At 62.1% G+C, this 26,257-nt stretch carries 29 protein-coding genes and 1 tRNA gene; 18 read left to right on the top strand and 12 right to left on the bottom strand.

All coding sequences use genetic code 11. From position 1 onward, the window contains the following. Positions 1-6: 6 nt before the first annotated feature. Positions 7-1,065 carry a histidinol-phosphate transaminase gene (gene hisC, locus HMPREF2743_RS01110; protein WP_070818039.1) on the top strand — a complete coding sequence of 353 codons (1,059 nt, stop codon included), beginning with the start codon at positions 7-9 and terminating at the stop codon, positions 1,063-1,065. A 21-nt stretch (positions 1,066-1,086) separates the two neighbouring features. After that, complete coding sequence (locus HMPREF2743_RS01105) at positions 1,087-1,458, top strand: phage holin family protein (RefSeq protein ID WP_070525095.1); 372 nt, start codon at positions 1,087-1,089, stop codon at positions 1,456-1,458. On the opposite strand, the gene HMPREF2743_RS01100 is transcribed toward HMPREF2743_RS01105, so the two are convergent. Next, positions 1,455-1,709: a MoaD/ThiS family protein gene (locus tag HMPREF2743_RS01100; protein WP_070818038.1), complete on the bottom strand. Its 255-nt coding sequence runs from the start codon at positions 1,707-1,709 to the stop codon at positions 1,455-1,457. The two genes, HMPREF2743_RS01105 and HMPREF2743_RS01100, sit on opposite strands and share 4 nt — an antisense overlap. Positions 1,710-1,749: 40 nt before the next feature. Here HMPREF2743_RS01100 and HMPREF2743_RS01095 point away from each other — a divergent pair, with 40 nt between their 5' ends. From HMPREF2743_RS01095 to HMPREF2743_RS01080, 4 genes are read left to right on the top strand one after another with little or no spacing between them, the layout of a single operon-like run. Continuing rightward, a complete protein-coding gene (locus tag HMPREF2743_RS01095) occupies positions 1,750-2,901 on the top strand; it encodes a molybdopterin molybdotransferase MoeA (protein WP_070525092.1) in 1,152 nt (383 codons plus the stop codon). After that, positions 2,898-3,368: a MogA/MoaB family molybdenum cofactor biosynthesis protein gene (locus HMPREF2743_RS01090; protein ID WP_070818037.1), complete on the top strand. Its 471-nt coding sequence runs from the start codon at positions 2,898-2,900 to the stop codon at positions 3,366-3,368. Before HMPREF2743_RS01095 ends, HMPREF2743_RS01090 begins: the two co-directional genes overlap by 4 nt. Continuing rightward, positions 3,358-3,777, top strand: coding sequence for a molybdenum cofactor biosynthesis protein MoaE (locus HMPREF2743_RS01085; protein WP_070818036.1), 420 nt, complete (start codon positions 3,358-3,360; stop codon positions 3,775-3,777). The genes HMPREF2743_RS01090 and HMPREF2743_RS01085 overlap by 11 nt, the downstream gene beginning before the upstream one ends. Next, complete coding sequence (locus HMPREF2743_RS01080; RefSeq protein WP_070818035.1) at positions 3,774-4,799, top strand: ThiF family adenylyltransferase; 1,026 nt, start codon at positions 3,774-3,776, stop codon at positions 4,797-4,799. Before HMPREF2743_RS01085 ends, HMPREF2743_RS01080 begins: the two co-directional genes overlap by 4 nt. A gap of 137 nt (positions 4,800-4,936) precedes the next feature. Here the strand turns inward: HMPREF2743_RS01080 and HMPREF2743_RS01075 are convergent, their stop codons facing one another. After that, entirely contained in the window at positions 4,937-5,251 is a 315-nt protein-coding gene (locus HMPREF2743_RS01075) for a DUF4288 domain-containing protein (protein ID WP_010188343.1), read from the bottom strand. 398 nt (positions 5,252-5,649) lie between these two features. Between HMPREF2743_RS01075 and HMPREF2743_RS01070 the strand changes: the two genes are divergently transcribed. Next, positions 5,650-6,381: a DUF1648 domain-containing protein gene (locus HMPREF2743_RS01070; protein ID WP_070818034.1), complete on the top strand. Its 732-nt coding sequence runs from the start codon at positions 5,650-5,652 to the stop codon at positions 6,379-6,381. Between the two features lie 4 nt (positions 6,382-6,385). Next, positions 6,386-7,153, top strand: a complete 768-nt coding sequence (locus tag HMPREF2743_RS01065; RefSeq protein ID WP_070818033.1) for an NAD-dependent deacylase — start codon at positions 6,386-6,388, stop codon at positions 7,151-7,153. Here HMPREF2743_RS01065 and HMPREF2743_RS01060 read toward each other — a convergent pair. From HMPREF2743_RS01060 to HMPREF2743_RS01045, 3 genes are all read right to left on the bottom strand, one after another. Continuing rightward, positions 7,122-7,376: a Txe/YoeB family addiction module toxin gene (locus tag HMPREF2743_RS01060; RefSeq protein ID WP_070818032.1), complete on the bottom strand. Its 255-nt coding sequence runs from the start codon at positions 7,374-7,376 to the stop codon at positions 7,122-7,124. The genes HMPREF2743_RS01065 and HMPREF2743_RS01060 overlap by 32 nt on opposite strands. Beyond that, positions 7,377-7,628, bottom strand: a complete 252-nt coding sequence (locus HMPREF2743_RS01055) for a type II toxin-antitoxin system Phd/YefM family antitoxin (RefSeq protein WP_070818031.1) — start codon at positions 7,626-7,628, stop codon at positions 7,377-7,379. Between the two features lie 888 nt (positions 7,629-8,516). After that, positions 8,517-8,604: transfer RNA gene (locus tag HMPREF2743_RS01045), tRNA-Ser, on the bottom strand. 153 nt (positions 8,605-8,757) lie between these two features. Between HMPREF2743_RS01045 and HMPREF2743_RS01040 the strand changes: the two genes are divergently transcribed. Together HMPREF2743_RS01040 and HMPREF2743_RS01035 are read left to right on the top strand one after the other, a co-directional pair. After that, positions 8,758-9,654, top strand: a complete 897-nt coding sequence (locus HMPREF2743_RS01040; protein WP_070818029.1) for an NAD(P)/FAD-dependent oxidoreductase — start codon at positions 8,758-8,760, stop codon at positions 9,652-9,654. Between the two features lie 15 nt (positions 9,655-9,669). Next, complete coding sequence (locus HMPREF2743_RS01035) at positions 9,670-10,626, top strand: NAD(P)H-quinone oxidoreductase (protein ID WP_070818028.1); 957 nt, start codon at positions 9,670-9,672, stop codon at positions 10,624-10,626. Here HMPREF2743_RS01035 and HMPREF2743_RS01030 read toward each other — a convergent pair. Further along, positions 10,623-11,834 (bottom strand): aminotransferase class V-fold PLP-dependent enzyme, encoded by a 1,212-nt coding sequence (locus HMPREF2743_RS01030; RefSeq protein ID WP_070818027.1) that lies wholly within the window; start codon positions 11,832-11,834, stop codon positions 10,623-10,625. The genes HMPREF2743_RS01035 and HMPREF2743_RS01030 overlap by 4 nt on opposite strands. Before the next feature lie 196 nt (positions 11,835-12,030). Between HMPREF2743_RS01030 and HMPREF2743_RS01025 the strand changes: the two genes are divergently transcribed. Further along, on the top strand, positions 12,031-12,882 hold the full coding sequence (locus HMPREF2743_RS01025; protein ID WP_070525268.1) for a galactan export ABC transporter permease subunit Wzm/RfbD: 852 nt from the start codon (positions 12,031-12,033) through the stop codon (positions 12,880-12,882). Between the two features lie 12 nt (positions 12,883-12,894). Beyond that, positions 12,895-13,692 (top strand): galactan export ABC transporter ATP-binding subunit Wzt/RfbE, encoded by a 798-nt coding sequence (locus HMPREF2743_RS01020; protein ID WP_010188329.1) that lies wholly within the window; start codon positions 12,895-12,897, stop codon positions 13,690-13,692. 2 nt (positions 13,693-13,694) lie between these two features. Here HMPREF2743_RS01020 and HMPREF2743_RS01015 read toward each other — a convergent pair whose 3' ends face one another. Then, complete coding sequence (locus HMPREF2743_RS01015; protein WP_083298939.1) at positions 13,695-14,288, bottom strand: GNAT family N-acetyltransferase; 594 nt, start codon at positions 14,286-14,288, stop codon at positions 13,695-13,697. 42 nt (positions 14,289-14,330) lie between these two features. On the opposite strand from HMPREF2743_RS01015, the gene HMPREF2743_RS01010 reads away from it, so the two are divergent. Continuing rightward, positions 14,331-15,236 (top strand): galactofuranosyltransferase GlfT1, encoded by a 906-nt coding sequence (locus tag HMPREF2743_RS01010; protein WP_070525076.1) that lies wholly within the window; start codon positions 14,331-14,333, stop codon positions 15,234-15,236. Here the strand turns inward: HMPREF2743_RS01010 and HMPREF2743_RS01005 are convergent. From HMPREF2743_RS01005 to HMPREF2743_RS00990, 4 genes are read right to left on the bottom strand one after another with little or no spacing between them, the layout of a single operon-like run. Beyond that, complete coding sequence (locus tag HMPREF2743_RS01005; protein WP_070818026.1) at positions 15,233-15,688, bottom strand: GtrA family protein; 456 nt, start codon at positions 15,686-15,688, stop codon at positions 15,233-15,235. The genes HMPREF2743_RS01010 and HMPREF2743_RS01005 overlap by 4 nt on opposite strands. 2 nt (positions 15,689-15,690) lie before the next feature. Continuing rightward, entirely contained in the window at positions 15,691-16,080 is a 390-nt protein-coding gene (locus HMPREF2743_RS01000) for a GtrA family protein (RefSeq protein ID WP_070520260.1), read from the bottom strand. Positions 16,081-16,112: 32 nt separating this feature from the next. Further along, positions 16,113-16,988, bottom strand: coding sequence for a plasmid pRiA4b ORF-3 family protein (locus HMPREF2743_RS00995; RefSeq protein WP_070818025.1), 876 nt, complete (start codon positions 16,986-16,988; stop codon positions 16,113-16,115). A gap of 20 nt (positions 16,989-17,008) precedes the next feature. Continuing rightward, positions 17,009-17,431 (bottom strand): hypothetical protein, encoded by a 423-nt coding sequence (locus HMPREF2743_RS00990; RefSeq protein ID WP_070818024.1) that lies wholly within the window; start codon positions 17,429-17,431, stop codon positions 17,009-17,011. A 36-nt stretch (positions 17,432-17,467) separates the two neighbouring features. On the opposite strand from HMPREF2743_RS00990, the gene HMPREF2743_RS00985 reads away from it, so the two are divergent. The 5 genes from HMPREF2743_RS00985 (at position 17,468) to HMPREF2743_RS00965 (ending at position 25,411) form a co-directional block, all read left to right on the top strand. Next, a complete protein-coding gene (locus tag HMPREF2743_RS00985) occupies positions 17,468-17,746 on the top strand; it encodes a hypothetical protein (RefSeq protein WP_070525068.1) in 279 nt (92 codons plus the stop codon). A 148-nt stretch (positions 17,747-17,894) separates the two neighbouring features. Continuing rightward, on the top strand, positions 17,895-19,298 hold the full coding sequence (locus HMPREF2743_RS00980) for a decaprenylphosphoryl-beta-D-ribose oxidase (RefSeq protein WP_070525066.1): 1,404 nt from the start codon (positions 17,895-17,897) through the stop codon (positions 19,296-19,298). Between the two features lie 14 nt (positions 19,299-19,312). Next, the gene (locus HMPREF2743_RS00975) at positions 19,313-20,071 is read left to right on the top strand and encodes a decaprenylphospho-beta-D-erythro-pentofuranosid-2-ulose 2-reductase (protein ID WP_070525064.1); all 759 of its coding nucleotides are present in this window, start codon (positions 19,313-19,315) and stop codon (positions 20,069-20,071) included. A 38-nt stretch (positions 20,072-20,109) separates the two neighbouring features. Then, a complete protein-coding gene (locus HMPREF2743_RS00970) occupies positions 20,110-22,035 on the top strand; it encodes a galactan 5-O-arabinofuranosyltransferase (RefSeq protein WP_070745412.1) in 1,926 nt (641 codons plus the stop codon). Between the two features lie 31 nt (positions 22,036-22,066). Further along, positions 22,067-25,411: an arabinosyltransferase domain-containing protein gene (locus HMPREF2743_RS00965; protein ID WP_070818023.1), complete on the top strand. Its 3,345-nt coding sequence runs from the start codon at positions 22,067-22,069 to the stop codon at positions 25,409-25,411. Positions 25,412-25,414: 3 nt separating this feature from the next. Here HMPREF2743_RS00965 and HMPREF2743_RS00960 read toward each other — a convergent pair whose 3' ends face one another. Continuing rightward, positions 25,415-26,245 (bottom strand): alpha/beta hydrolase, encoded by an 831-nt coding sequence (locus tag HMPREF2743_RS00960; RefSeq protein WP_070525058.1) that lies wholly within the window; start codon positions 26,243-26,245, stop codon positions 25,415-25,417. Positions 26,246-26,257 lie beyond the last annotated feature (12 nt).

Raw genomic sequence — 26,257 nt, 5'->3', positions numbered from 1 at the left:
GAGAACATGATTCGACCAGACCTTTCCTCCCTGCCCGCCTACGTCCCCGGCAAGAATGCCGAGCACGCCTTGAAGCTCTCCTCCAACGAGGCAACCCAGGAGCCGCTGCCCGGCGCGCTCAAGGCCATGGAGACTGCCGTCGCGCACGTTAACCGCTACCCGGACATGGGTGCGGTGGAAATCCGCAAGGCACTCGCCGAAAACCTTGGCGTTAGCCCTGAGCAGGTCACCACCGGCGCGGGTTCCTCCGCGATTTGCCAGCAGCTGGTGCAGATCACCTCGGTGCCCGGTGATGAGATTGTCTTCCCCTGGCGCTCCTTTGAGGCTTATCCCATCTTCGCGCAGGTCGTGGGCGCCACCCCGGTCAAGGTCCCGCTCACCGCGGATCACCGCGTGGACTTGGAGGCCATGGCGGCTGCCATCACGGACAAGACACGCCTGATCTTCGTGTGCAACCCGAATAACCCCACCGGTTCCATCATCACCAAGGAGGAGTTCGACGCCTTCTTGGCCAAGGTCCCGAAGGACGTCATCGTGGCGCTCGATGAGGCCTACATCGAATACAACCGCAACGATGCCGTCCCGCTGGCCACCGACTATGTCCACACCCACGACAACGTCATTGGCCTGCGCACCTTCTCCAAGGCCTATGGCCTGGCCGGCATCCGTTTGGGCTATGCCTTCGGCAACGCCGAGATCATCGAGGCACTGAGCAAGGTGGCCATCCCCTTCTCCGTGAACTCGGTGGCGCAGGTTGGTGCAGCGGCCTCGCTGGCCGCTCAGAAGGAGCTGCGTGAGCGCACCGATGAGACCGTTAAGCAGCGCGACCGCCTGGTGGAGCACTTCGCGGACTTTGGCGTTCCGGAGTCCCAGGCCAACCACATCTGGTTCGCCGCCGACTCCATTGCGAAGCTGGGCTCCCCGCAGGACGTCGCCGCAAAACTCGCGGAGAATGACGTCCTGGTCCGCGCCTTCCCCGAGGGCGTACGCGTCACCGTCACCACGGCGGAGGAGACCGAGACGCTGCTCAAGGCCTGGGACGCCGCCTTCGCTGCACGGAGCTAGTTTCCGCGTTAGAGTGCAGTTGTGAAGACATTTATCAATTTTGCACTCAACGTCATTGCCGTCGCGGTGGCCTTCTGGGCCGTGGTAGCGATTGTCCCCGGAATCGACATCGTCCCTGCGACCACCCAGAATTTCTTGCTCATCGCGGCGGTCTTCATCATCGTCAACGAGGTCGTCACCCCGGTGCTCCGCTTCCTCGGCGCACCGCTGACCTGCCTGACACTGGGCCTCTTCGCGCTCGTCATCAACGGCGCGGTCCTGCTCCTCGTCAGCGCGCTCATGGACTCACTCGTCATCGACGGCTGGGGTGCCGCCATCATCGGCGCGGTTGTCCTCGCCATTGTTTCCGGCGTGGTGAACTTCTTCACCAGTCCGCTGCGAACTCGACACTAACCCCCAGCAAAGGGCGGGAGAACGTCGACGCGGGAGGCGCGGCCAAGCACGGCGTCCTCGGTAGCGCTCGCGCCATCCACCAGGAAGGTGCAGCGCTCCAACACCTCCGCAAAGCTCATGCCGGCCTCGGTGCTGCCGGTATGCCGAGCACGCAACACGCCCAACAGCTCCCCCAAGGTCGCCGCCTGCGCCGTGTCTTGCGCGCGCCCCGCGGCGGCGCGGGCTGCGGCAAAGTAGTGTATGTCAACCATGGTTGCCACTATGCCAGCCTCTGTGACAGGAAGGAACCCGATGCGCACCTATGAGGAACACCTCGCCGCCGTTCGCGCGGCCCTTCCGCAGCCCCGGGCGGTCTCCACTCCCCTGGCCAACGCCTTCGGCCGCCGCGCCGCCGCGACGTACCGCGCGGAACACAACCTTCCACCTTTCGATAATTCGCAGATGGACGGCTATGCGCTTTCCACATGTGATGGCGGCACCTTTACCGTAGGCCGCACCATTGCGGCGGGAGATCCCCCGGGTTCACTCAATGAAGGCACCGCCCTCCCCATCATGACCGGCGCGAAGGTCCCTGAGGGCACTGCCACCATCGTCCCCGTCGAGCACTGCGAGCCCCCGCACTTCCCATCGGAGGGTGCCACGGTCACTGTGCCGGCAGCCCCCGAGCAGTTCATCCGCCGCGCGGGCTCCGATGTCACGGCCGGCACAACCCTCGTCAACGAGCACGCGCTTCTCGACGCCCCCTCCATCGCCGCCCTCGCCTCCCAAGGCCTGACCGAGGTCCTCACCTTCGCGCCCGCCCGCATCCTCATCTGCACCGGTGGCGCGGAAATCGGTGGCGCGGGCGAGGCCACCATCCCCGATTCCAACGCACCGATGCTCGCGGCCTTGGCCGCGCAATACGGCATAGAGGTGGCCGGCTTCGTGCGCACGAATGACGATCCTTCTGCCCTGCGCGCGGACCTCGCCGAAGCAGTCATCACCCACCGCCCCGATGTCATCGCTACTTCCGGCGGCATCTCCCACGGAAAATTTGAGGTCATCCGCCAAATCTTCGAAGAGGACGGCTGGTTCGGCCACGTGGCGCAGCAGCCCGGCGGCCCGCAGGGCTTGTCACGCTTGGGCGAGGTGCCCGTCGTCTGCTTCCCCGGCAACCCCATCTCCACGCTGGTGAGCTTCCGCCTCTACTTGGCCCCCGTCCTTGGACATGCCTGGGAGCCGGTTCGCGCACACCTTACTGAGCCCGCCGAAGGCCTCAACAACCGCGAACAGTTCCGCCGTGGAACTATCAGCATCTCCGACGGCACTGCCCAAGCCTCCTTCCTCGGCGGTACTAGCTCCCACCTGATGTCCCAGGCCATCGGCGCCAACGCCCTCATCCGCATCCCGGCTAACACGCAGCTTTCAGCCGGCGACCTCGTGGAGGTGTTCCCACTCTCATGACCCGACGCGCACTCGTTATCGTTGCCTCGACCCGCGCCGCCGCTGGCGAATACGAGGACCGATCCGGCCCCATCCTGGTGAATTTCCTGCGTGAGCAGGGCTTCGATACCCCGCAGCCCCTCGTCGTCGCGGACGCCTATATCGACTCCGCCCTGGCCACTGCCTTCGCCGATGCACCCTCCGTCATCCTCACCTCCGGCGGCACCGGCATCACGCCGGATGACCGCACCGTCGAAGCGCTCACCCCACACCTGGAGCGCGAACTGCCCGGCCTGGCCCACGCCTTCTACGCACACTCGGCGGCCATCCCCACCGCGGCACTCTCGCGTACCGTTGCCGGAGTTTCTAACAAGACCTTCGCCATGGCCCTCCCCGGCTCTACGGGTGCGGCCAAAGACGGCTGCGCGGTCCTCGAACCAATTCTTCACCACTTCATCAACCAGCTGGAAGGCATCAATGACCACTGATTTCGGCCTACTCGGCGCGCACATCAGCGCCCAGCCCATCACGGCCCCGGACATCGCCACCCCGGAAACGGGTGCCGTCGTTTTATTCGACGGCATCGTGCGCAACCACGACTCCGGCCGCGGCGTCAAGCTCCTTACCTACACCGCGCACCCCACCGCCCAGCAGGAGATCGAGCGCGTCGCCGGCGAAGTCGCCGCCGCCTTCCCTGCCGTCCGCCTCTGGTGCGCGCACCGCACTGGAGCACTAGAAATCGGCGAGTCCGCCTTCATCGTCGCCGCTGCCTCCGCGCACCGCAAGGACGCCTTCGAGGCCGCCTCTACCTGCGCCGACCGCGTCAAGGCGGAAGTCCCCATCTGGAAGGAACAGCTCCACACCGATGACACCACCACCTGGGTAGGCCTGGAATGAGTTCACGCTACGCACGCCAGGAAACCCTGTGGGGCACCTCCACACAGGAACGGCTTCGCGCTTCCACCGTCGCCGTTATTGGCGCCGGCGGCCTGGGCTCGCCTGCCCTGCTCTATCTCGCAGGCGCAGGTGTGGGACGCATCCTGCTTTTCGACGACGACACCGTCTCCCTCTCCAACCTGCACCGCCAAGTCATCCACAGCACAGCAACCGTAGGCCAGCCCAAAACCGAATCCGCCGCTGCGGCCTTGAACGCCCTCAACCCGGAGTGCACCGTCGAGCAGTTCTCGCGCCTGACACCCGATACCGCCTTAGACCAGCTGCGCGGCGCTGACCTCATCATCGACGGAACCGATAACTTCTACTCCCGCCACCTCGCCTCCTGGTCTGCCCACGAACTGGGCATTCCGCACGTGTGGGCCTCGCTCTTGGGATACGACGCGCAGCTCACCGTCTTCCATTCCGGCCACGGCCCAGTCTACGAAGACCTCTTTCCCACCGATCCGCAGGTGCCCTCCTGCTCGCAGGCCGGCGTGATGGGACCGGTCGTCGGCGTGGCCGGCTCCGCCCTAGCCGTCGAGGCGCTCAAGCTCCTCACGGGCATCGGCACCCCGCTCATCGGCACGCTGGGCTACTACGATTCCCTCGCCGGGACCTGGGAATACATCCCCGTGCGCGCGAACGGCGCCACCCCGGCACGCCCCGACAACCCCACGGACATCCGCGTCATCCCAGAGGACGCCACGCTTATCGACGTCCGCACCGCCCCCGAGCGCGCCGCCTCCCTCATCCCCGGCTCGCAGCACCTCCCGCTCGATGAGATCCTCGCCGGCCACAACCCGCCTCTAAACTCTGAAGACCTCGCCGTCCTCTACTGCGCCAGCGGCCTGCGCTCCGCCCAGGCCGTCGAGGCTCTGCGCGCCCGCGGCTTCAGCAACGTCTACTCGCTGCGCGGCGGCATCGACGCCTGGCAAGAGCACATCTCCGAACTCTCGGCCGAAGCCGACGCCGAGGCGAGCTAGAGACCATTTCTCTCGATGACCTAGAGGCCGAACGTGGCGTGGAGAATTAACTTCACGCCGCGCGGTGCGAAAGCCTTCCGAAAGCTAGCCAAGCCAACGCAGAAGAGAGTCAGCAGGTTTCTTCGCGAAGTCTACGATTAATCAGCCAACGGGTCGGTTCCGCCGAGCTTCATCTCGAAACGCTCGTAGTCCTCTAGGTTCGCAAAGTGCCGCGAGTAGAGATCACAATCGCGGTCTACATAACCATAGAGGGCTGGCGCGACATCCACGATATGCCGTACCTTCACGTCCTCACCATCGGCCTGCTCGTTCGCCATCGCTTCAACGCGCTCTCGAGCCTTCTCTTCCGACTCCGCATACACAATATAAAAGTCCTCGCGGAAGAAGCTTTGGGCAGATGAACTGGACTTCTTAGCAAGCTCCATCACGACAATTCCAACATAAGGTTCCATTGCCGGCTACTGTCCTTTCCGGTTCTTGGTCAGTTTGGGCTCGACTCTACCTGCTCACCCAGACCACGTAGCGTGGAAAGAATGAGCCGGTCGCCCTTTAAGCTCATCTCCAATGAAGATCCATTCCGCGCCCACGGCTTCAGCAGCGTCTGCTCGCTGCGCGGCGGCATCGACACCTGGCAAGAGCACAACGACACATAGCTCGCACTCTTGCTCAGTCTCCTCTGCTCACATGGCATCTTGTAAAAGGCATCAACCAGAAGGCGTTTTCAGAGACAAAACGCCTTTTACCCCCGCGCAAATGGCGTTTTTGATCCCAGAGATGCCTTTTGACAGATGCCATTTGCCAGACGCCTTTCGCAGAGGTCCTCGGCCGGTCGCCTTGTAAACTCACTGGCATGAGAAGCCGCCAGTATTACGTCGCTACCGCTGTGGTGTGTGCTCTCACGCTGGCGTACATGCTGCTGCGCTGGGGCTCGGTGCCCGATCCCATCCCGGTCCACTTCGATGGTTCGGGCAACCCGGACCGCTTCGAGCCAAAGTCATTCCTCAACGCAACGGTCCTCGTGTGGATCGGCGTTGTGTTCGCCATCGCGCTTCCGTTGTGCGTGCCGCCGCTCTCGCTGGCTCGAAAGACAGCGCAGGTTCCAGCAGAGTCAGCTCTTCCGTTCTCCGAGGCCACCGCCCAGCGCGCGGAGCTGCTCACTGGAAAGACCACCATGTTCATTGCCCAAACAGTCCTCACTATGACGGTCTGCCTGTGCCTCACCGCGGTGTGCACCGTCATTCCGGACATCCCCTTCTCGGGCTTTCTCCTCGTGGCCGCGTGGATAGCCTTCACCGTGTTCATCATGATTCAGGGCGTCAGATTGACGCTGACATCTGCGAAGGCTGTGAAAGCCATACCAACCGACGATGATGAACAGGTTCGCAACGAAGCACTTCGTTTTGCCGGCAGCATAGGCATCTACAACGAGCCCATAGACCCCATGTGCATGGCGGTCTTTTCCATGAACCCTTCGAAGCTGCAGATCAACACCGCGCACGAACCGGGCCGGCGCTACCTGTGGCGCATGGGCATCGCCCTTAGCGCATCCATGGCATTCTGCGTGCTCATCGCCGTACTCTAGATGCATGGAGCAGCTGTTTGAGCGCGCACACTCGATTCTTTCTGATGCCACCCACGTCGAGGTTTTCACCGGCGCGGGCATGAGCGCGGACAGCGGCATCGCCACGTACCGCGATGCGCAGACGGGCATCTGGGAGAATGTGGATCCGGTGGCGATGGCGTCGATAAGCGCATGGCGAACCGAGCCTAAGCCCATGTTCGCCTGGTACCTGTGGCGCGCACAGCTGGCGCAGCGGGCCGAGCCCAACGCCGGGCACCGCGCGATTGCTGCCGCACGCGGCATGACGGTGACCACGCAAAACATCGATAACCTGCACGAGCGCGCCGGAAGCCAGGACGTGGTTCACCTACACGGCTCCTTGTTCGCCTTCCGCTGCACCGACTGCGATACGCCGTATGACGAGGACATTGCGCTGCCGAACGAACCGGTCGAGAGCATCACCCCACCCGAATGCCCCGTGTGCGGCGGGCTCGTGCGCCCGGGCGTGGTGTGGTTCGGCGAAGCCCTGCCCGACGACGAATGGGCTGAGGCCGAGCGCCGCATGTCCACCGCGGACGCACTGCTCATCGTGGGCACCTCCGGCGTGGTCTACCCCGCCGCCGGCCTGCCACAGATTGCCCACGCACGCGGCATCCCCATCGTGGAAGTCACCCCGCAGCCCACCGACCTCTCGCCGCTTGCCAGCGTGGTGGTCACCGCCACCGCAGCAGAGTCGCTGCCTCGCATCCTGGCGGGGCGGATCAGTAGTGATAGCGAGCCTGCAAGATCCTAAGCTCGCCGTCTTCGACTAGATAGACAATCCTGTGCTCGTCCGTGATTCGCCGCGACCACGCATTCGGGATTCCGTACTTTAACGGTTCCGGTTTTCCGATTCCTTCAAAAGGGTCCCGCATCATGTCCTTCAAGAGTTGGTTGACTCGCTTGAGGACTTTCCGATCCTTGCGCTGCCAGTACAGGTAGTCATCCCACGCGTGCGGGGTCCATGACAAAAGCATTTACGCATCCAGATTGATGTCGTGTTCTTCCGCTTTTCCATTAAGCGCTTGCTCGTAAGACTCCAATAGCCGGCGGGCATTAGCTGGAGATCGGAAAAGGTAAGCAGTCTCCACCCACGCCGAATAGTCGTCCGCTGACATCAAGACAGCGTTCCCATTGCGGGACACGATCTCTACGGCATCCCTATCCTGATTTACCTTCTCGATCAGGGGGAAAAGAGTACGGCGAGCTTCCGAAGCACTAATCGACATGTCCAACCTCCACGTTGTGGTACAATAATACGGTACCAGAACACTTGTAAGGTGCTATCTTCGTCGCTACAATCATTTCCTCATCCAAAGGAGATGAATCTATGCTCTACCTTGTTCCAGGAGCCTTAGCGGGAATCACCTTTTACGCCATTCTCACAGCAGTGAGCTGGGCCATCGGGAAAGCCTGGCCACAACGACGTCTAGGCGCACATAGCCGGTTGACCCTCCACTGCCTTGCCGCAGTTGCATTTTCAGTTTTTCTCGCCTTGCCTGGCGGCGGCGGAAACTGGGCCACCCACCTGCAAATTAGCGGGTTCCTACTAGTGGGATGCGTTCTGAGCTGGGTGACTGCAGCGATGAACAACGGAGACAATGCCTGACGCCGTAGAGCGATAACTTCCCTTAATCGTCATTCCTCACATCCCTAATGGATACAAACCCTGTGAGTTGTTCTCCGGGGAGGCATAAGGGCTTCTTCCCTGCATTTTCTCTTCGCTCATTAACGGAGAAAACGAATTGAGCGAACTGGGGAACAATCTGTACCGATGGAAAAAGCTCCCTCAATTGGTGAGTAATACGCCATCCCGCGTCGTACCATCGAAATCTATCGAATTGCCCCTTCCAACGCGGACGCTGGCGAAAGCTATCGGGTTTCTCGAGGAAATTCTGCTGAAACTCCTCCGTCCACTCAAGGATTTCGCGTCCCAGATCGGACTCAATTCCTAAGTCTTCAGGAAGATAAAATCCGACTCTGTTAGCCCCAGAAACTATGAGTTCTTCAGACGGCCACAACGAACTTGGGTGGCTGTGCTCTGGGCGAAGGAATATTTGCCGATTGGCCATGGAACTAGAATAGCCCAGCGCCACTGCTGAAGATACGCAATATATTGGCGGAGGCGGCGGGATTTGAACCCGCGGTGAGTTTCCCCACGCTGGTTTTCAAGACCAGTGCATTCGGCCGCTCTGCCACGCCTCCTCGTCACGCGTCAGCATGCACCGCGCGCAACACGTTCAGAGTACTAGACTCCGCCACGGGAGAAGAATTCGCCTCATCACGTTGTACAAAGCGCCTGCCACAACCTACTGAAAACCATTGCCGCACGCACCTTGCTCTGGTTTACTCGGGTCCATGCAGACAGTCGATACCCTCATCATCGGCGGTGGCGCGGCCGGCCTTCAGGCAGCACTGGTCATGGTCCGCGCGCGCCGCAATGTCCTCGTTGTTGATTCCGCCATTCCCCGCAACCGCTTCGCCCACGAAATCCACGGTGTCATCGCCCTCGAGGGCACGCCACCCCTTGAGTTCCAGGAGCGCGGCAAAGAGCAGCTGCGCAGCTACGGCGTGCAGATCCTAAACGCCACCGTGGATTCCGTCACCGATAATGACCGCACGCTCACCGCCACGTTGAGCAATGGCGAAACCGTCGCGGCCCGCTCCATTATCGTCGCCAGCGGCGTGGACGACGTACATCCAAACATCCCGGGCCTCGAAGAAAACTGGGGAGATATAGTCCTCCACTGCCCTTACTGCCACGGGTTCGAGGTGGCGGACAAGAAGCTCGGCGTTCTCTGCATCGGCGAGTTCTCCCTGCACCATGCGGCACTCCTGCGCCAGTGGTCCAAGGACATCACCTTCTTCACCAACGGCATGGAGCTCACCGAGGAGCAGCGCGCGGACCTGACTCGGCGGGGCCTTGCGCTTGTCGACGGCCCCGTCACCTCCTTCCAAGATGGAAAGGTCCTGGTTGGGAGCACACCCCATGCCGTCGATGCCCTGTTCTACATGCCTGTCCCCCACCCGCACGATGAGTTCCTCGCTGACCTCGACCTCGAGCGCCACAGCCCGCCGGCTGCGATGGGCGGAAGCCTCATCAAGGTGGGCCCAGCCGGTGCCACCAGCCACCCGCGCATCTGGGCCGTGGGCAACGTGGTTAACCCGCCAGCGCAGGTGGCAGTGGCGATGGGCGAGGCCAACGCCGCAGCCATCGCGGTCAATGCGTTCCTCGTCGAGGATGATTGGGTTTAAGTACGGTGGTGTGGCATGAAAGCCATCATTCAGACCAATATGGAAGACCCACACTCGCTGGAGTTGGGGGAGACCAATAAACCACAGCTCCAAGACGGCGAAGTCCTCGTTAAAGTCAAAGCCGCCGGCGTGAACCGCGCCGACCTGCTCCAGGCCCGCGGGCACTACCCGCCCCCGCCGGGCGCATCGGAGATTATCGGCCTCGAAGTCGCAGGTGAAGTCGTCGATGCCGGTAACACCGACGTCGAGGTTGGCTCCAAGGTCGGCGCACTGCTGGCCGGCGGCGGCTACGCCGAGTACGTGGCCGTACCCAAGGGCCAGCTGCTGCCCATCCCCAGCGGCTATTCCTTTGCCGAGGCCGCCTCCGTCATCGAAGTGGCCTGCACCGTGTGGTCCAACATCGCCATGGAAGCGAAACTCAACAAGGGCCAGACCATCCTCATTCACGGCGGCGCGGGCGGCATCGGCACCTTCGCCATCCAGGTGGCGAAACAACTCGGCGCCACCGTCGCGGTGACGGCGGGTTCAGCAGAAAAGCTCGAGACCTGCAAGGAGCTCGGCGCGGACATCCTCATCAACTACAACGAACAGGATTTCGCCGAAGAGCTGAAGAATCAGTGCGATGTCATCCTCGACATCATGGGGGCAAAGTACCTCAAGAAGAACCTCATCGCGCTAGCCAAGGGCGGCCACATGGTCACTATCGGCATGCAGGGCGGAACAAAAGCGGAGCTCAACATGGGCATCCTCCTCAACAAGCGCCTGACCCTGCAGGGCACCACGCTGCGCTCCCGCTCGCTGGAGGGCAAGGCCGCCATCGTCGCGGACACCGTTAAAAACGTCTGGCCTTGGCTGGAGGACGGCAGCGTCAAGCACCATCTGCACCGCACATTTGCGCTTGCTCGCGCTGCCGAAGCCCACCAAGCCCTCGACTCCGGCAAGGTCACGGGCAAGCTTGTCCTCGAGGTCTAAGCCAACGACGCAACCACGCGAGTGAGGTGCTCGACGTCGTGGTAAGTGCTGAACGGGCTCAGCGAGACCGTAACGGCACCGCCAACCTCTTCCACGCCCATCTCCGTGAGCAGCGGGGTGTGCGGGGCGATGGTAGTCACCAAACCATTATCGAAGAGGCGGCGGTGGATCACGTCCGCAGGCACATCACGCACGGCAAAGGTGAGGCGTGGGAGGCGGTCATCGGAGGCGTCGGCAGCCGCCTCACCCGTCACGCCAAGGATGTGGACGGCCGGCAGCGTACCCAACAAGCTGTAGAGATCCCCGGTGAGTTCCTCCATATAACCGGAGAGAGCTTGCATCGAACGCGTCAGGCGCACGCGGCGCGAGCCGCGCTCCCCGCCGGCGAGTTCTGCTAGATGATCCACCAAGGGACCAACGCCACCCGCCAAGCCCGCAGAGACCGGGCCAACGACAAGCTCATCGAGGCGACGGAACATCGCGGTATCGCGGAAGACCAGCGCCGCCATCTGCGGGCCACCCAGCGCGCCCACATCCACGCCGAGGATATCCGCCCCAATCGCATCAAAGTCGAGGAGGCGGTAAGGGGCGACCGAGGAGACGTCGACAAGCACCCAGGCGCGCGAGCGCTCATGGACCGAGTCAATAATCTCCGACGCCGAGGTGACCGTACCCAGCAACTCGTGGGCGGCAGAAAAGGCCACGAAACGCGTCGATCCATCAACCAGATCGGCGTACTGGAAGGCCGGTAGCTCGCCCGTGCCCAAGTCCGGCTGCGCCCACCGAATGTCAGTACCGAGGTGTGCGAACGCGCTCGTAAACTCCGGAGAATCAAAACGGGAGAGCACCACCGAGGACTGGCGGCGCAGTAGCGGGCGCAGTGCAGCGCCCAAAGCCTGGTACAGCACCGGCAGCGACGGGCCCAGGATGACGCGCTCCGCCGTCGCTCCCGTGAGATCGGCCACCGCCCGGCGCGCAGAAGCATACATATCCGCCGCGTGGAGCTCTCCTGGGTCGTGATGCGCCGAGTGCGCGCCCACGGCATCCTCCAACGGTTTCACCGTGGCGGACATGCGGAAAGAACGGGCCACGCCAGAGGCCACGCGCTCCGCAATCTGCGGCGCGGCATGCGCGTTCAGGTAGGTCCAACCATCGGACAGACCAGTGTAAAGACCTCGCACGCTGGCGACGTCATACTGTTCCGTCATGCTTCAACCCTTCCTCCCGATGCGGATGAACGCTCCCTACTCTATACGCCCCACGTAAATCTTTCCTAACCCTCGATTTTCCCAGCTCGCTCGTGTTTTCCCAGGTTAAGGGCGTGTGTGTAGGTGTTTGCCGGACGTGCGCGCTAGGGTGAAGGACGTGCAAGACAAGAAAAACCTGCGTGACGACGTCGCCCGCATGACCTCCGCGCCTGCACCCGGTGAGGAGCCGGCCTCGCGTTCCATGACCATGTCGGCGGCCTTCGCCGATCTGTTGCAAGGCGCTCGCCAGCGCGAGCTGTGGTTCAAGCTGGGCATCCAAGACATCAAGCAGCGCTACCGCCGCTCGGTGCTGGGGCCTTTCTGGATCACCATCGCGACCGGCGTGATGGCCGCGGCCCTGGGCCTGCTGTACTCCATGCTCTTCCAGATCCCCGTGGCAGAGTTCCTGCCCCACGTGACTGTGGGCCTGATTATGTGGAACTTCATTTCGGGTGCCATCAAGGAAGGCTCGACGGTCTTCATCGACAACGAGGGCCTGATCAAACAGCTGCCCGCACCACTGTCGGTACACGTCTACCGCCTGGTCTGGCGGCAGACCCTCTTCTTGGGTCACAACCTCATCATCTGGCTGTTGCTCATTCTTATTTTCCCGCGCCACTTGGGCTGGGAGTTCTTCCTGTTCATCCCGGCGCTAGGACTCTTCCTAGTCAACGGCGTGTGGGTAGCCATGTTCTTCGGCATCATCGCCACCCGTTTCCGTGACGTTGCCCCGCTGCTGGAGGCCCTAACCCAGCTGCTCTTCTACGTCACGCCGATCGTGTGGATGACCAACACCCTGAAGGATCAGGGAGGTGCCGTGGCCAGCCGCGCACGCATCGCTGAGATCAACCCGCTCTACCACTACATGGAGATCATCCGCGCCCCCATGATCGGCGAGCCCGTCGCCGGCTATCACTGGCTCATCGTCATCGGCTGCACCGTCGCCGGCCTGCTCATCGCCGGCCTGGCCATGCGCCAGTGGCGCTTCCGCGTCTCCTACTGGGTCTAGAAAGGATCGTCCATGGTTTCCATTGATACGTATAACGCTTGCGTGGACTTTCCCATCTTTGATGCCAAGTCCCGCTCCCTCAAGAAGGCGATGCTCTCCACGGCCGGTGGCTCCATTGGCAAGAATGACCAGAACGTGGTCATGGTGGAAGCGCTCAAAGACATCAACCTCCACCTGCGTGAGGGCGACCGCGTCGGCCTCGTCGGCCACAACGGCGCAGGCAAAACCACTCTGCTGCGACTGCTCTCCGGCATCTACGAACCCACGCGCGGCGCTGCCGACGTCCGCGGGCGTGTGGCCCCGGTCTTCGACCTCGGCGTGGGCATGGACCCAGAGGTCTCCGGCTATGACAACATCATCATCCGCGGCCTCTTCTTGGGCCAGACCATCAAGCAGATGAAGGCCAAGATGGATGAGATCGCGGAATTCTCTGAGCTGGGTGATTACCTCTCCATGCCGCTGCGCACCTATTCCACCGGTATGCGCGTGCGCCTAGCACTGGGCGTGGTGACCTCCATTGAGCCGGAGATCCTGCTTCTCGACGAAGGCATCGGCGCCGTCGACGCCGCCTTCATGGCCAAGGCCCGCGTCCGTCTTCAGGACCTGGTGAAGCGCTCCGGCATCCTAGTCTTTGCCTCCCACTCCAACGACTTCTTGGCGCAGCTGTGCGATACCGCCCTGTGGATCGACCACGGCCAGATTCGCTCGGTAGGCGAGGTCTCCGAGGTCGTCGGCGAGTACGAAGGCCCCGAGGTGGGCCAGTACGTGCGGGATTTGCGCAAGCGCTTCGACAACGAGGAGAACGTCTAGAGCTAATACCCAAGCATTTCGCGCAGCTCTTCACTCATCCCGGCCACAGTCACTTCCGGCCCCGGCTGATAATCCTCTTTGCGCAGCACGGCCTTGTTTCCTTCGATGGTGTAGCCCAGCTTGCGCGATACAGCCTGGGAAGCCTCATTGCCCAGTTCCCACTCGGAGCGCAGCTGGCGCGCGCCCAAGTACTCGAAGCAAAATACCGCAGCGGCGTGGCGGACCTGCGTACCTATCCCGCGACCCTGAAGACGGTGGTAGATCCACGATCCGGTTACGACCTCATGGTTATCGGGAAAATTCTGCGCCCGCAGATCCACCGAACCAATGACTTCACCGCCAAGGTGCACGCCGAAGTCCAACGACCACTCCTCCGGAGACATCTGCGCACGGTGCGCCCACCGGAAACTCGGGTCCGGCTTCTGCTTCAACCACGGGAACGTGTACTCCGGAAGCGGCTCACCAAAAATCTCAGTGGCACTAACACCGTGGATGGCGGCGATGTCGCTATCACGCAGCACCCGCAAGGTCAGCTCGCCGACCTGCACAGTGAGTTTGAATGGAGCCCACATCTCTTCGATACTTTTTACAGCCATGGCAGCATCGTATAACTCATCACGGATGGCACAATAGAATCCATGACTGCCACCCTGTCCCAGGCCGGAACGACGGCCGCTGTGATCGTCACCCACCAGCGCGTGGAGCTGCTGCGCGCCTCCCTTGAGCAGGTGGTGAACCAGACACACCCGGTGCAGTGGGTGATCGTGGTGGATAACGGTGCGGAAGCAGCAGTAGAGGATCTCCTCCACGAACTCGCCGGCGAGCGCGGCGTCTACGTGCCTTCGGAAACCAACCTTGGCGGTGCGGGCGGCTTTGCGCTGGGATTCCTGACAGCTCTGGCCCTCGGCGCGGATGCAGTGTGGTGTGCTGACGATGACGGCCGCCCCGCCGACCACCACGTGCTCGAGGAGCTCTACCGAGTTGCGGAAAACAACAGCCTCCACGAAGTCTCCCCAGCCGTGTGCAATATCGACGAGCCCGCCAAGCTGGCTTTCCCACTGCGCCAGGGCCTGGTGTGGCGGCGTTACATGAGCGAACTAGAGGGTGATTTCCTCCCCGGCATTGCCTCTCTCTTCAACGGGGCACTCATCTCTGCCGAAGCCATGGAGATCATCGGCGTACCGGACTACCGCCTGTTCATCCGTGGCGATGAAGTGGAGTACCACCGCCGCCTGGTCAACTCAGGCTTAAGCTTCGGCACCGCGCTGACCACCAGCTACCTGCACCCGGATGGCTCCGATGAATTCAAGCCCATCCTCGGCGGCAAGATGCACACGCAGTATCCGGAGGGCGAGTTCAAGCGCTTCTTCACCTACCGCAACCGCGGCTACCTTCTGTGGCAGCGCGGCATGCGCAAGCTGCTGCCGCAGGAATTCGCGCGTTTCGGCTGGTTCTTCATCGTGCAGCAGCACGACGTGAAGGGATTCATGGAATGGCTGCGCCTCCACAACCGCGGACGCAAGGAAGACTTCCGCCGGCCCTAAACCTCAAAGGACTTGCGCGTGCTGCGGAAAATCACCCACCGCTGCACAAAGAAGTTGATAAGCGTTGCCGTGCCCTGGGCAATCACGAAAGCCACTGTCAGCGCCCAGGACGAAGGCCAGTCCAGCGTGTGATCAAAGAAGGGGAAAGCCCAGCGATACAGCACAATGTTGATCGCATAGGTCATGGCGTAGGTGGCAAACACGGCAGCAAAGCGGCGCTTCGAAGCCCGCGCGTTGAAGGTCCACCGCCGGTTCAATAAATAAGCCGCGAAGGTGCCGGCGGCAAAGCCAATAGTTCTCGAGGCCACATCGCCGAACAGACCTAAACCAATTTGAAAAAGCCAGGTCAGGGAGACGTCGATAAGCGCGGCAATGGCTCCCGTGATCGCGAACTTCGCGCCCTGCGCCTGCAGGGAATTCGACCGTGAGAGGCGTTCGGCGCGACCAGCCATGGTTACTTTCCTTTGAAGATGAAGGCGCGCTGAATGGCGAAGTTGGTCACCGTAGCAACGCCTTGTGCGATGACGAAGGCGATAGTGTCCTTGACCGCGCCTTCAAAGCCCAAGCTGATCAGCGGGGCGTTGAGCACCCAATACAGGAAATTCTGTACGGCGAAGGTGGATAAATACAACAAGCCCACGGCACCGGCGGTGCGACCAGAAACCTGGGCGCCAAAAGTCCACCGGGCATTCGCCACATAGGCGGCGATAGTGCCGAAGACCCAGCCAATCGCCTTCGCCAAAGAACGGTGCAGGCCTAGGTACGTCAGAAAGAGGGTAAGGCCATAATCAATCGCCGCAGTGAAAACACCGACGGATACGAAGCGCACGAGTTGGGTCTTCATGCTAGAGGTAGGTTCAGTCACGGCGAAATACTCTACCCGCGGACAAGGGCGCGGTAAATGTCCAGGCGGTCCACGGGCGCGACGGCATCTTCGCCATAGGCGCCGAGAGAAGAAAGCACCTTAAGCGAAGCCAAGCACAGCTCCCGAATTTCCGGGCCACGCAGCTCCTCGCCATCATCGTCGACCCACCCCAGCGCGGCCATAGAGGTCTCCGCTACGGAATCGGTCAATTCGCGCCCGCCCATGCAGGACAGCGCTAGAGCCAACGACCAGAAAGCATCCTTACCCTCGTTCGTCACCTCACGCGGCAAAGTGCGCAGCTGGCGAAACACCCCAGCATCAATGCTCACCTCACGCTTCAAATCCAGCGCTTGGAGAAGTGGAACGAAGTCATAGAGCCGGGTTCTTTCAATCAGCGCGCGAACGGGACTAGCCACAAGTTCCAGAACCTCATCAATTGTTTCCTGACCGGTGAGCTCCGCATTCACGGCGGTGAGATCGAAGGGTGTGTGGAAAGAACCGGAACCGCCCACGCACAGGGCCTCCGGCGTCCCGCTATCGCGCGGGTAGGTCTCCACCACAACGATCTCGAAATCCCACAGCCCCCAGGCATAATCAACCTGCTCGCCTTCGCGGCTCAAGAATTCGCGCACGGTGTGGCTCGGATCGATGCGCTGGCCGCGGGCATCTGTGTGCTCAAAAAAGTGCCACGGTGAATCCTCGTGCGGCAGCCCGAAGCAGATTTCAAGAATATGGTGGAGCTCTTCCAACGTGAGCGCATCGGAAAAACCGATCTGACGGTGAACCTCGGCATCCGCGCGGACGTTAGATACCTGACACAGCAGGGTTCGAGCAGAATCACCACGATTGGCGCGGACCTGCGCCAAATCTGTGACCTTTGAGCTCATGTGCCCCACCATACGCACTTTTAGTTGCGGGCGGTGAGCTCGCGTGCTTCAAGCTCGCTGAGAATGAAAACGATGGCGGCACTGATTCCACCCCAGACGGTCCAGGGTCTTGCCACCCCGCGGCGGCGAATAAATCGCACCACGCTGCGCTCAGTCTTTACGGTGATCCATCCGCCCAGCAGCAGAATGCCGAAGGCAACCGGGATGGCCCACACGGGGACATCGGGAGTCTCCGGCTCCGGCCGGTCCTCGTGGCTCTCGGCATTAGTAATGGCCACGAGTGCGCCGAACCCGAGGATTGACAGCACATAGGCGAGAACGAGCGCAGTCTTATTCTTAATCCAGTCGGGGAACGCGGTCATAATGCCCACGGCCGCGGCTTGGGTGATGCGTCCGGCAAGGGTGTCATCCAGCGCATAATTATCTTGCTTGGGAGAAGTCATACCGCCCCACTTTAGGCGGGCGGTAGGCTACCGTGCATGTACTCCTCTAAAAAAGAGCACCTCACCCCAGCACAGCGAGCAGCGCAAGATGAGCGCGCCGAGGAAGACAAGCGCCACGGCCACTTTCTGGCGACAGAACACACGTCGCTACCGCTCAATGGTTTTATGACGCGGCTCATCGCCGAGGAACTTCCCATCCTCGATTCCACTTCGCGCGGCCGCGTCTATGAGATCCTGCGTGAGTATGACGGCCCAGAGATTAGCTCCCAAGAAGAACTGCCGGAAGAAATCCGAGAGATCATGGATCTGTACTAATTCCGAACTAAAACCACAGACTCGGACAATACAAACGTTCCGTTTACTTGGCTTTTGTACCTAATCTCACGTTTTCACTCCCGCCACAGGCACTACCGCCTAGGTAGTGTAGAAAACCGACCCATCACATCGAATCAAAGAGTAAGAGATGGAACTGCATACTACTGAGAAGTCCCTCCACGGTTGGGGCCGCACGGCGGCGACAACCGCCCACGTTTTGTCCACCCCAGACGTCGACGTCATCAAGACCGCCGTCGCCCAGGTGGCTGAGGACAATGCTGATAAGCCTTCCCACCTGCGCCGCGGCGTCATCGCCCGCGGTATGGGCCGCTCCTATGGCGACCCCGCGCAGAACGCCGGTGGCCTCGTCATCGACATGCAACCGCTCAACAAGATCCACTCCATCGATCCGGAGTCGGGCATTGTCGACGTCGACGGTGGTGTCACCCTCGACCAGCTCATGAAGGCCGCCCTGCCCTACGGCCTGTGGGTTCCTGTTCTGCCGGGTACCCGCCAGGTCACCATCGGCGGTGCTATTGGCCCGGACATCCACGGCAAGAACCACCACTCCGCCGGTTCTTTCGGCGACCACGTCACCTCCATGGAGCTGCTCGTGGCAGACGGCCGAGTCCTACACCTGGAACCGGAAGGTGAGAACAGCGATCTCTTCTGGGCCACCGTCGGCGGCATGGGCCTGACCGGCATCATCCTGCGCGCCAAGATCAAGATGACGAAGACGGAAACCGCCTACTTCATCGCGGATACCGACCGCACGGATAACCTCGATGAAACCGTGGCCTTCCACTCCGATGGCTCGGAGCACAACTACACGTACTCCTCCGCGTGGTTCGACGTCATCTCCCCGGAACCAAAGCTGGGCCGCTCCACCATTTCCCGCGGCTCCCTGGCCACCCTGGAGCAGCTCGAGGAGCTCGCCCCGAAGCTGGCGAAAGACCCGCTGAAGTTCAATGCCCCGCAGCTGATGACGGTTCCGGATATCTTCCCGAACTTCACCATGAACAAGCTCTCGCTCATGGCTATCGGCGAGGCCTACTACCTCATGGGCGCCCCGGCGCGTAACCAGGTCAAGAACCTCACGCAGTTCTACCAGCCGCTGGATCTTATCGGAGAGTGGAACCGTGGCTACGGCTCCAACGGCTTCCTGCAGTACCAGTTCGTGGTGCCGACCGACGCCGTCGAGCCCTTCAAGGACATCATCCGCGACATGCAGAAGTCCGGACACTACTCCGCGCTCAACGTGTTCAAGCTCTTCGGCCCGGGTAACAAGGCCCCGCTGTCCTACCCGATGCCGGGCTGGAATGTCTGCGTGGACTTCCCCATCAAGCCGGGCCTGGGCGCCTTCCTCGACGACCTGGATAAGCGCGTCATGGAATTCGGCGGCCGCCTCTACCTGGCCAAGGAGTCCCGCACCTCGGCGGAGAACTTCCACAAGATGTACCCGGGCCTCGAGGGCTGGCTCAAGACCCGCAACGACATCGACCCGACCGGCGTCTTCGCCTCCGATATGTCCCGCCGCCTCGAGCTGCACTAGAAAGGAACACCCTCATGCTGAATGCAGTAGGCCAAGCACAACACATCCTCCTTCTCGGCGGCACCTCCGAAATCGGCCTGGGCATCGTCGAAGAATTCCTCGAGCGCGGCCCGGCCAAGGTCACCCTCGCGGCACGCGCCGACTCCCCGCGCATCGCGGATGCCCGCGCGACCATCGAGTCCCGCGGTGGCGACGTCGAGGTCATCGACTTTGACGCGACTGACTTCGAGGGCCACGGGGACGTCGTCAAGCGCGCCTTTGAGCGCGACGACGTCGACGTTGCCATCATCGCCTTCGGCACCCTCGGTGACCAGGAAGAACTGTGGCAGGACCAGGCCAAGGCGGTCGCCTCCGCCCAGACCAACTACACCGCACCGGTCTCCCTCGGCGTCTTGCTCGGCCAGAAGTTCAAGGAGCAGGGCCACGGCACCATCGTGGCGATCTCCTCCGTCGCCGGCATGCGCGTGCGCCGCTCCAACTTTGTCTACGGCGCCTCTAAGGCCGGCGTGGATGGCTTCTTCATCAACCTGGGTGAGGCCCTGCGCGGCTCCGGCGCCAAGGTGCTCGTAGTTCGCCCGGGCCAGGTGCGCACCAAGATGTCGGCGGAAGCCGGCGAAGCGCCACTGACCGTCAACGTCTCCGACGTGGCTAAGGCCACCGTCAAGGCGGTGCTGGATGGCAAGCAGTCCATCTTCGTGCACCCGCTGTTTGAGTACGTGTCCTTGGGATTCAAGTTCATCCCGCAGGCAATCTTCCGGAAGCTGCCTTTCTAAAGTTCCGCTAAGTCCACGGCGTGTGGGAGACTACTTACATGACTGAGTCTCCCACCATTGAATATGACGTCGACCGCCTCTCGCGTCGCGCCAGTCTCGTGGGCATTGCCGCCGCCGCTGTAGGTGGCGGCCTTGTTACGTTGATTGGTTTCTTTGCCTTTAAGACGGTCTCCCTCCCGGCGTTCAGTACGTCGATGGTGACCCGCGCGTTGAGCACGGCGGGAACTGCACTCACCGTTCTGCTGGTGGGAGCTCTGTGCGCGTGGTGGGTGATTGGCGCTTCGCCGCGCCCCCGTTGGCGGACGTGGCTCACCACCGCTGTGTGCTACATTTCGCCCGCGCTGCTCACACTAACCAGTATCGGCTTGCCTCTTTCGGCCTCCCGCCTGTGGCTCGACGGTGTCCAAGTCGACCAGGTATTCCGCACCCAATTCCTCACCCGCGCCACAGAGGCCAGCTCTTATGCGGACATGAACTACGAGGGCTTGCCTACCTTCTACCCGCTGGGCTGGTTCTGGATGGGCGGGCGGCTCGCCAACCTTCTCAACATGCCGGGCTGGGAGGTCTACCAACCCTGGAGCCTCATCTCCCTGGCCATGGCCGGGTGCATCCTGGTTCCGCTGTGGCAACGGCTTACCGGATCCCTGCCCGTTGCCACCGCCATTGCCTTGACCACCACGGCGGTGACCCTGACCATCGGTGCTGAGGAGCCCTATTCCGCAGTCATCGCCATGGGTGTCCCAGCGGTCGCCGTCCTGTGTTCGCACGCTTTCTATAGGGCTTCCTGGTTCTCCACCGCCGCAATCGCTATCTACTTGGGAATCTCAGCCTGCTTCTACACGCTGTACACGGGCGCCGTGGCGCTGACCATCGTCAGCCTCATTGCACTCGTCACGTGCGTGGGCGACCGTACGTGGACTCCCCTCGTGCGCCTCGCCGCCATCGCGGCCGGATCCCTGGCCATCGCCGCGATTGCTTGGGCACCGTATCTGCACGCCGTCCTGCACGCCACCGCCCCGCTAGAATCCACCGCGCAGCACTACCTGCCGGAGGAAGGCACCCAAATCCCGGCGCCCTTCCTCTCCTTGTCCGTCATCGGCGCCCTCAGCCTTATTGGCCTGATCTACCTCATCTTGCGCGTTGACGAACCCGAAATCAGAGCCATGGGCACCGCGCTTGTCGGAACCTACCTGTGGACTCTGGCCTCCATGGTCATGACCCTTGCCGGCAGCACGCTGCTGGGCTTCCGCCTGGAGCTTATCGTCGCGGTGCTTTTCGCCACGGCCGGCATTCTCGCGCTGGCCGACGTCCGCCTCATGGGCCTTCCCACGCTTTATCCGGCAGGATTCTCTGAAGCCACCAGCAAGCGCGTGACCCTGGTCTTTGCCATCATCATGGGGCTGGGCGGTATTTACTATGCGCAGCAGATCCCGGCAACGAACGTGACCGCCTTGGACCACGCTTATACCGATACCGACGGCTACGGGGAGCGCGCGGACCGCTACACCAGCGATTCTTCCGCTAATTACGGCAAGATCCGTGAATTCATCGATGCCCAGGGCTACGAGGCCAACGACACGGTTGTCCTGACCGATGAGAAGCTCTTCATGGCCTATAACCCCTATTACGGCTTCAACGCCTTCACCAGTAACTACGCCAACCCGCTGGGAGAGTTCAGCACCCGCAACCTGCAGATCGAGGAGTGGGCTTCCAAGTCCTGGGAACAAACTCCGGAAGAGTTTGCGGAGTCGCTTGAGTCCGCGCCGTGGCGCGGGCCGGACGTCCTCATCTTCCGCGGTGATCTAGAAGAGCCCGGCGATGGTTATAAGACGCACTTGGCTGAAGACATCTACCCCAACCAGCCCAACGTGCGCTACCGCGCGGTGTTCTTCAACCCGGAGGTCTTTGAGGAAGGGTGGAACACGCAACAAATCGGCCCCTTCATCGTGGCGGCGCGATCTTAAGAAGCCAAGGCGGTGACGTAGACTGATCGCCGTGTCAGATCGGAAAACCTCTTCATTACGTGCACCGCAGTCCCTGCGACTCACCGCCATCATCGCTGGATTCATTGGTTTCCTGTGCTTCGTGGCGACGCCGCTGCTGCCGGTGAACCAGACCCAATCCTCCTTCGATTGGCCCCAGCAGGGCTCCCTGCAGTCCATCAACGCCCCGCTCATCTCGGTGGCGCCGGAAGAAATTGATGCAGAGATCCCCCTGGGAGCCGTCGACAAGCTGCGCGATGGCCAGGACCTGCTCTACGGCACCGTGCCCCCGGAGTCCAAGAAGGCCTCCAACCGCGGCATGTTTGTCCGCGCCGGCGAGGGTGGCCTCTCGGTGACAAGCCTCGATGAGGTCATTTTCTCTCTCACCGCCGAGCAGGTGGCGAAGCTGCCAGAGGACGCCACCCTCAGTATCGCCTCCACGGGGGATGGGACCACCGTCTCCGTGGGCAAGCACAAGAAAACCACCGAGGAAGATCTGCGCCCGCAGGTCACCGGCGTCTACACCGAGATCGACGACACTCCGGAGAACCTCGCAGAGCTTGGCGACGACCTCCGCATCCACGTCGAGATCAACTCCCGCTTTACCTCCTCCCCGACACCGCTCAAGCTCCTCGCCATGTGGCTGGGCCTGGCCATGGTGGTCATCAGCCTGGTCTGCCTGTGGAGGATTGACCGCCTCGATGGCAAACGCCTGGGCTTCATGCCCGAAACCTGGAAGCAGATCCGACCGCTCGATGGCGTCGTGGCAGCTGTACTCGGCTGGTGGTATGTCTTCGGCGCCAATACCTCCGATGATGGCTTCATCCTCACCATGGGACGCGTTTCCGATCACGCGACCTACATGGCGAACTATTACCGCTGGTACGGCGTCCCCGAGGCCCCGTTCGGCGCACCTTACTACGACCTCGTGGCATGGCTGGCGCAAATCTCCAGCGCCTCCATCATCGTGCGCCTGCCCTCCCTCATCTCGGCGCTCATCATCTGGTTCGTTTTGTCGCGCGAGATGCTCCCGCGCTTCGGTGCCCGCGTGAACGAGCGCCGCCTCGCGCACTGGACCGCCGCGTTCATGTTCCTGGCTTTCTGGCTGCCCTATAACAACGGCGTACGTCCAGAGCCCATCGTGGCCCTCGGTGTCATGCTTACGTGGGCTTCCTTCGAGCGCGCCATCTCCACCCAGCGTCTTCTGCCTGCAGCGGTGGGCACCATCATCGCCACCATCACCCTGGCCGCTGGCCCCACCGGCCTGACCGCGGTAGGCATCTTCTTGGTCTGCCTGCCCGCGCTGTTCCGCATCATGGGCACGCGCGCCCCCGAAGTCACCTGGCCGGCACTCATTGCCCCGTTCCTTGCCTGCGGCACTGCGGTTATGGTTGCCGCCTTCGGGGACCAAACGTTAGCGTCAGTCATCGAATCCACGCGCGTGCGTTCCGCGGTCGGCCCGTCCCTGCCGTGGTACTCCGAGTTCGTCCGCTACTCCACGCTCTTCGAGCCCTCCGTGGATGGCTCCCTGACGCGCCGTTTCGCCATGTTCACCATGCTTTTCTGCTTGGCGCTCATCATCTACGCCTTCATCAAGAACCACCGCGTCGTCGGTGCGGAGGCAGATCCCACCAAGCGCCTGCTGGCCATCATGGCGCTCTCGGCCTTCTTCCTCATGTTCACGCCGACGAAGTGGACGCACCACTTCGGTATCTACGCCGGTATCGCCGGTGTCATCGCCGCGCTGGGCTCGGTGGTCCTTTCCCAGATCGCCATGCGCTCCCCGCGCGCCCGGACCTTCTCCATCGCCGCGGTGATTTTCCTCCTCGCCATCTCCCTGGGTGGCTGGAACGCTTGGTGGTACGTGTCCTCCTTCGGCATCCCGTGGTGGGACCGCACGGTGCAGTTCAAGGCCATCGAGGCCAACACCGTGGTTCTCGCGATCGCCATGGTGGTCCTAGCGATTGGCCTTTACCAATCTCTCGTCCACAGCTACCGCAAGAACAAGGCTGAAGCCGACGGCACCCTCGAGGAATTCGAGGCCGCCAACGCCGCCAAGGTCTCTCGCTGGGCAGGCGCCATGTCCGCACCGATTGCGATGGCCTGCATCCTCATCGTGGCCTTCTCCTGCGCCTCCTTTGCCAAGGGCTACGTGGCCCAGGCGGATTCCTACTCCGTGGGCAAGGGCAACCTGGCATCCCTGCACGGCGATGTCTGCTCGCTGGCAGATGCCACCATGGTGGAAACCAACACCAACGATTCCTTCCTCACTCCGGTCAATGGCGACCTCAAGGATTCGCTGGTTGATGAGGATGAGGACAACTTCGGTTTCGGCCCCAACATGATCAAGGAAGATATTGAGCCGGAGAACCTCAACTCGGCATCAGTAGGCGCCATTGCCAACACCACAGGTGATGACTCGGCTGCGTCCAATGAACAAAAGGAACTCACCGAATCCGAGGAAAAGGCAACCGAAGTCACCGACTCTTCCGCCGGTGGCGTGCGCGGAACCCTAGGCATCAACGGCTCCGAGATGCACCTGCCCTTCAACCTGGATTACACGAAGGTCCCGGTCATGGGCTCCTACGATGAGTCGCAGCGCTCCACCGCTACCATCACCACCCAGTGGTACAACTTGCCGGAGCCGGGAGAAAACACCCCCGTCCTCGCGGTCTCTGCCGCCGGTAAGATTTATCACCACGACGTCAACGGCGTGGAGCAGGAAGGCACCGAGCTCACCTTGGAGTACGGCACCCTCAAGGACGGCAAGGTCACCAACAAGGGTGAGGCCGAGCTTTCCGACGTCGGCGCGACCCCCAAATGGCGCAACCTCCGCATTGCTCTGGACGAGCTCCCAGAGGAGGCCAACGTTGTGCGCCTCGTTGCGGTAGACGATTCCACCGATGAAGACGACTGGATGGCGTTTACCCCGCCGCGCGTCCCGGAGCTTGCCACCATCAACTCCCAGTTCGATTCCTCTACCCCGGCACTCCTCGACTGGTCCGTGGCCCTGCAGTTCCCCTGCCAGCGCACCTTCGACCACTACGCCGGCGTGACCGAGATCCCGCAGTTCCGCATTCTTCCCGACGCCGCCGCACAGACCTCCCTCACGGACTTCCAGTCCTTCTCCGGTGGTGGTGCGCTGGCAACCGCGGAGGCAGTGAACTACTCCTATGAGATCCCGAGCTACCTCAACAACGATTGGGCGCGCGACTGGGGCTCCATTGAAAAGTATGAGCTGCGCACCAACTCCCGCGGCGAGGCCCCGCTCGAGGCGGACATCGACCAGGAAATCATCCAGCGCTCCGGACTGTGGAAGAACTCCGAGATGAAGATTCGCCCGGAGGGTGAGCAGTAGGGATTAGAGAAACTCGGCCGAATCTTTAATGCGCTGACGCGCCACGGTCGGGGTCGAAATACGGTGCATGGACACATACTCCGCAGTCTGTGCACCGGGGATCTCCACGCGCTCAGCAATCTCGTCCTGCGCCGCGGTCTGGACCAAGATGTCAGAATACAGCCCCGGCAGCTTCTCAACATCGAGGACGTAGTCGCCGCGGATCTCCTCCGGCAGCTTGGCCAGCGCGCCGAAGTCGGGGAAGGTGAGGAGGAGGGCGTCGGCAGGCACCAGCGCTGCGAGCGCCCCACCGGAGGAATATCCCCACACCGTCACGCGGTTGGCCCCATGGTCGCGCGCATAATCGACGGCCGCCTGAACCGACTGGACCATCTCCGCCACGGTGCGCTCCGGCGCCAACGGATAATCGACATCAATGATCGTCGTGCCCGACAACTGCGCTGCGGCAGCAACTTCGGGCCGCCATTGCATTTCTAGTGCCTTGCCGTCACCGCGCCACCAGCCGCCGGAGTGCAGCGACACTGCCCAGCGGCCATTCGGCTCTGAAGGAACAAAAATCGCTCCCACCTCAGAGTCCTCAACGCTCACGCCTTCCGTAAAGGCGGTGCCGGGCAGCGAGTGATCCACTGCGGAGCCCAGCACCATCATGGAGGCTTGCACGATGCGGTCCGGAAGCAGCGCACAATAGCGGTCCGCATCCGGCGAACCTCCACCAGCCCACGGCGGGCGGAAATCCGGCAGCGGGTAGTGCACCTCCATGTAGGAGGAGAGCTGCTCGAGCTGTTGTTCAGGGCTTAGCTGGCGACCCTGGCCGCCGATATTCCACTCACTCATGGCCCCCAAGAG

The organism is Corynebacterium sp. HMSC036D02 (assembly GCF_001836165.1).
GTDB lineage: Bacteria > Actinomycetota > Actinomycetes > Mycobacteriales > Mycobacteriaceae > Corynebacterium.
Note: the sequence above shows the minus strand (reverse complement) of the source record. Positions and strands in the feature narration are given on the sequence as shown.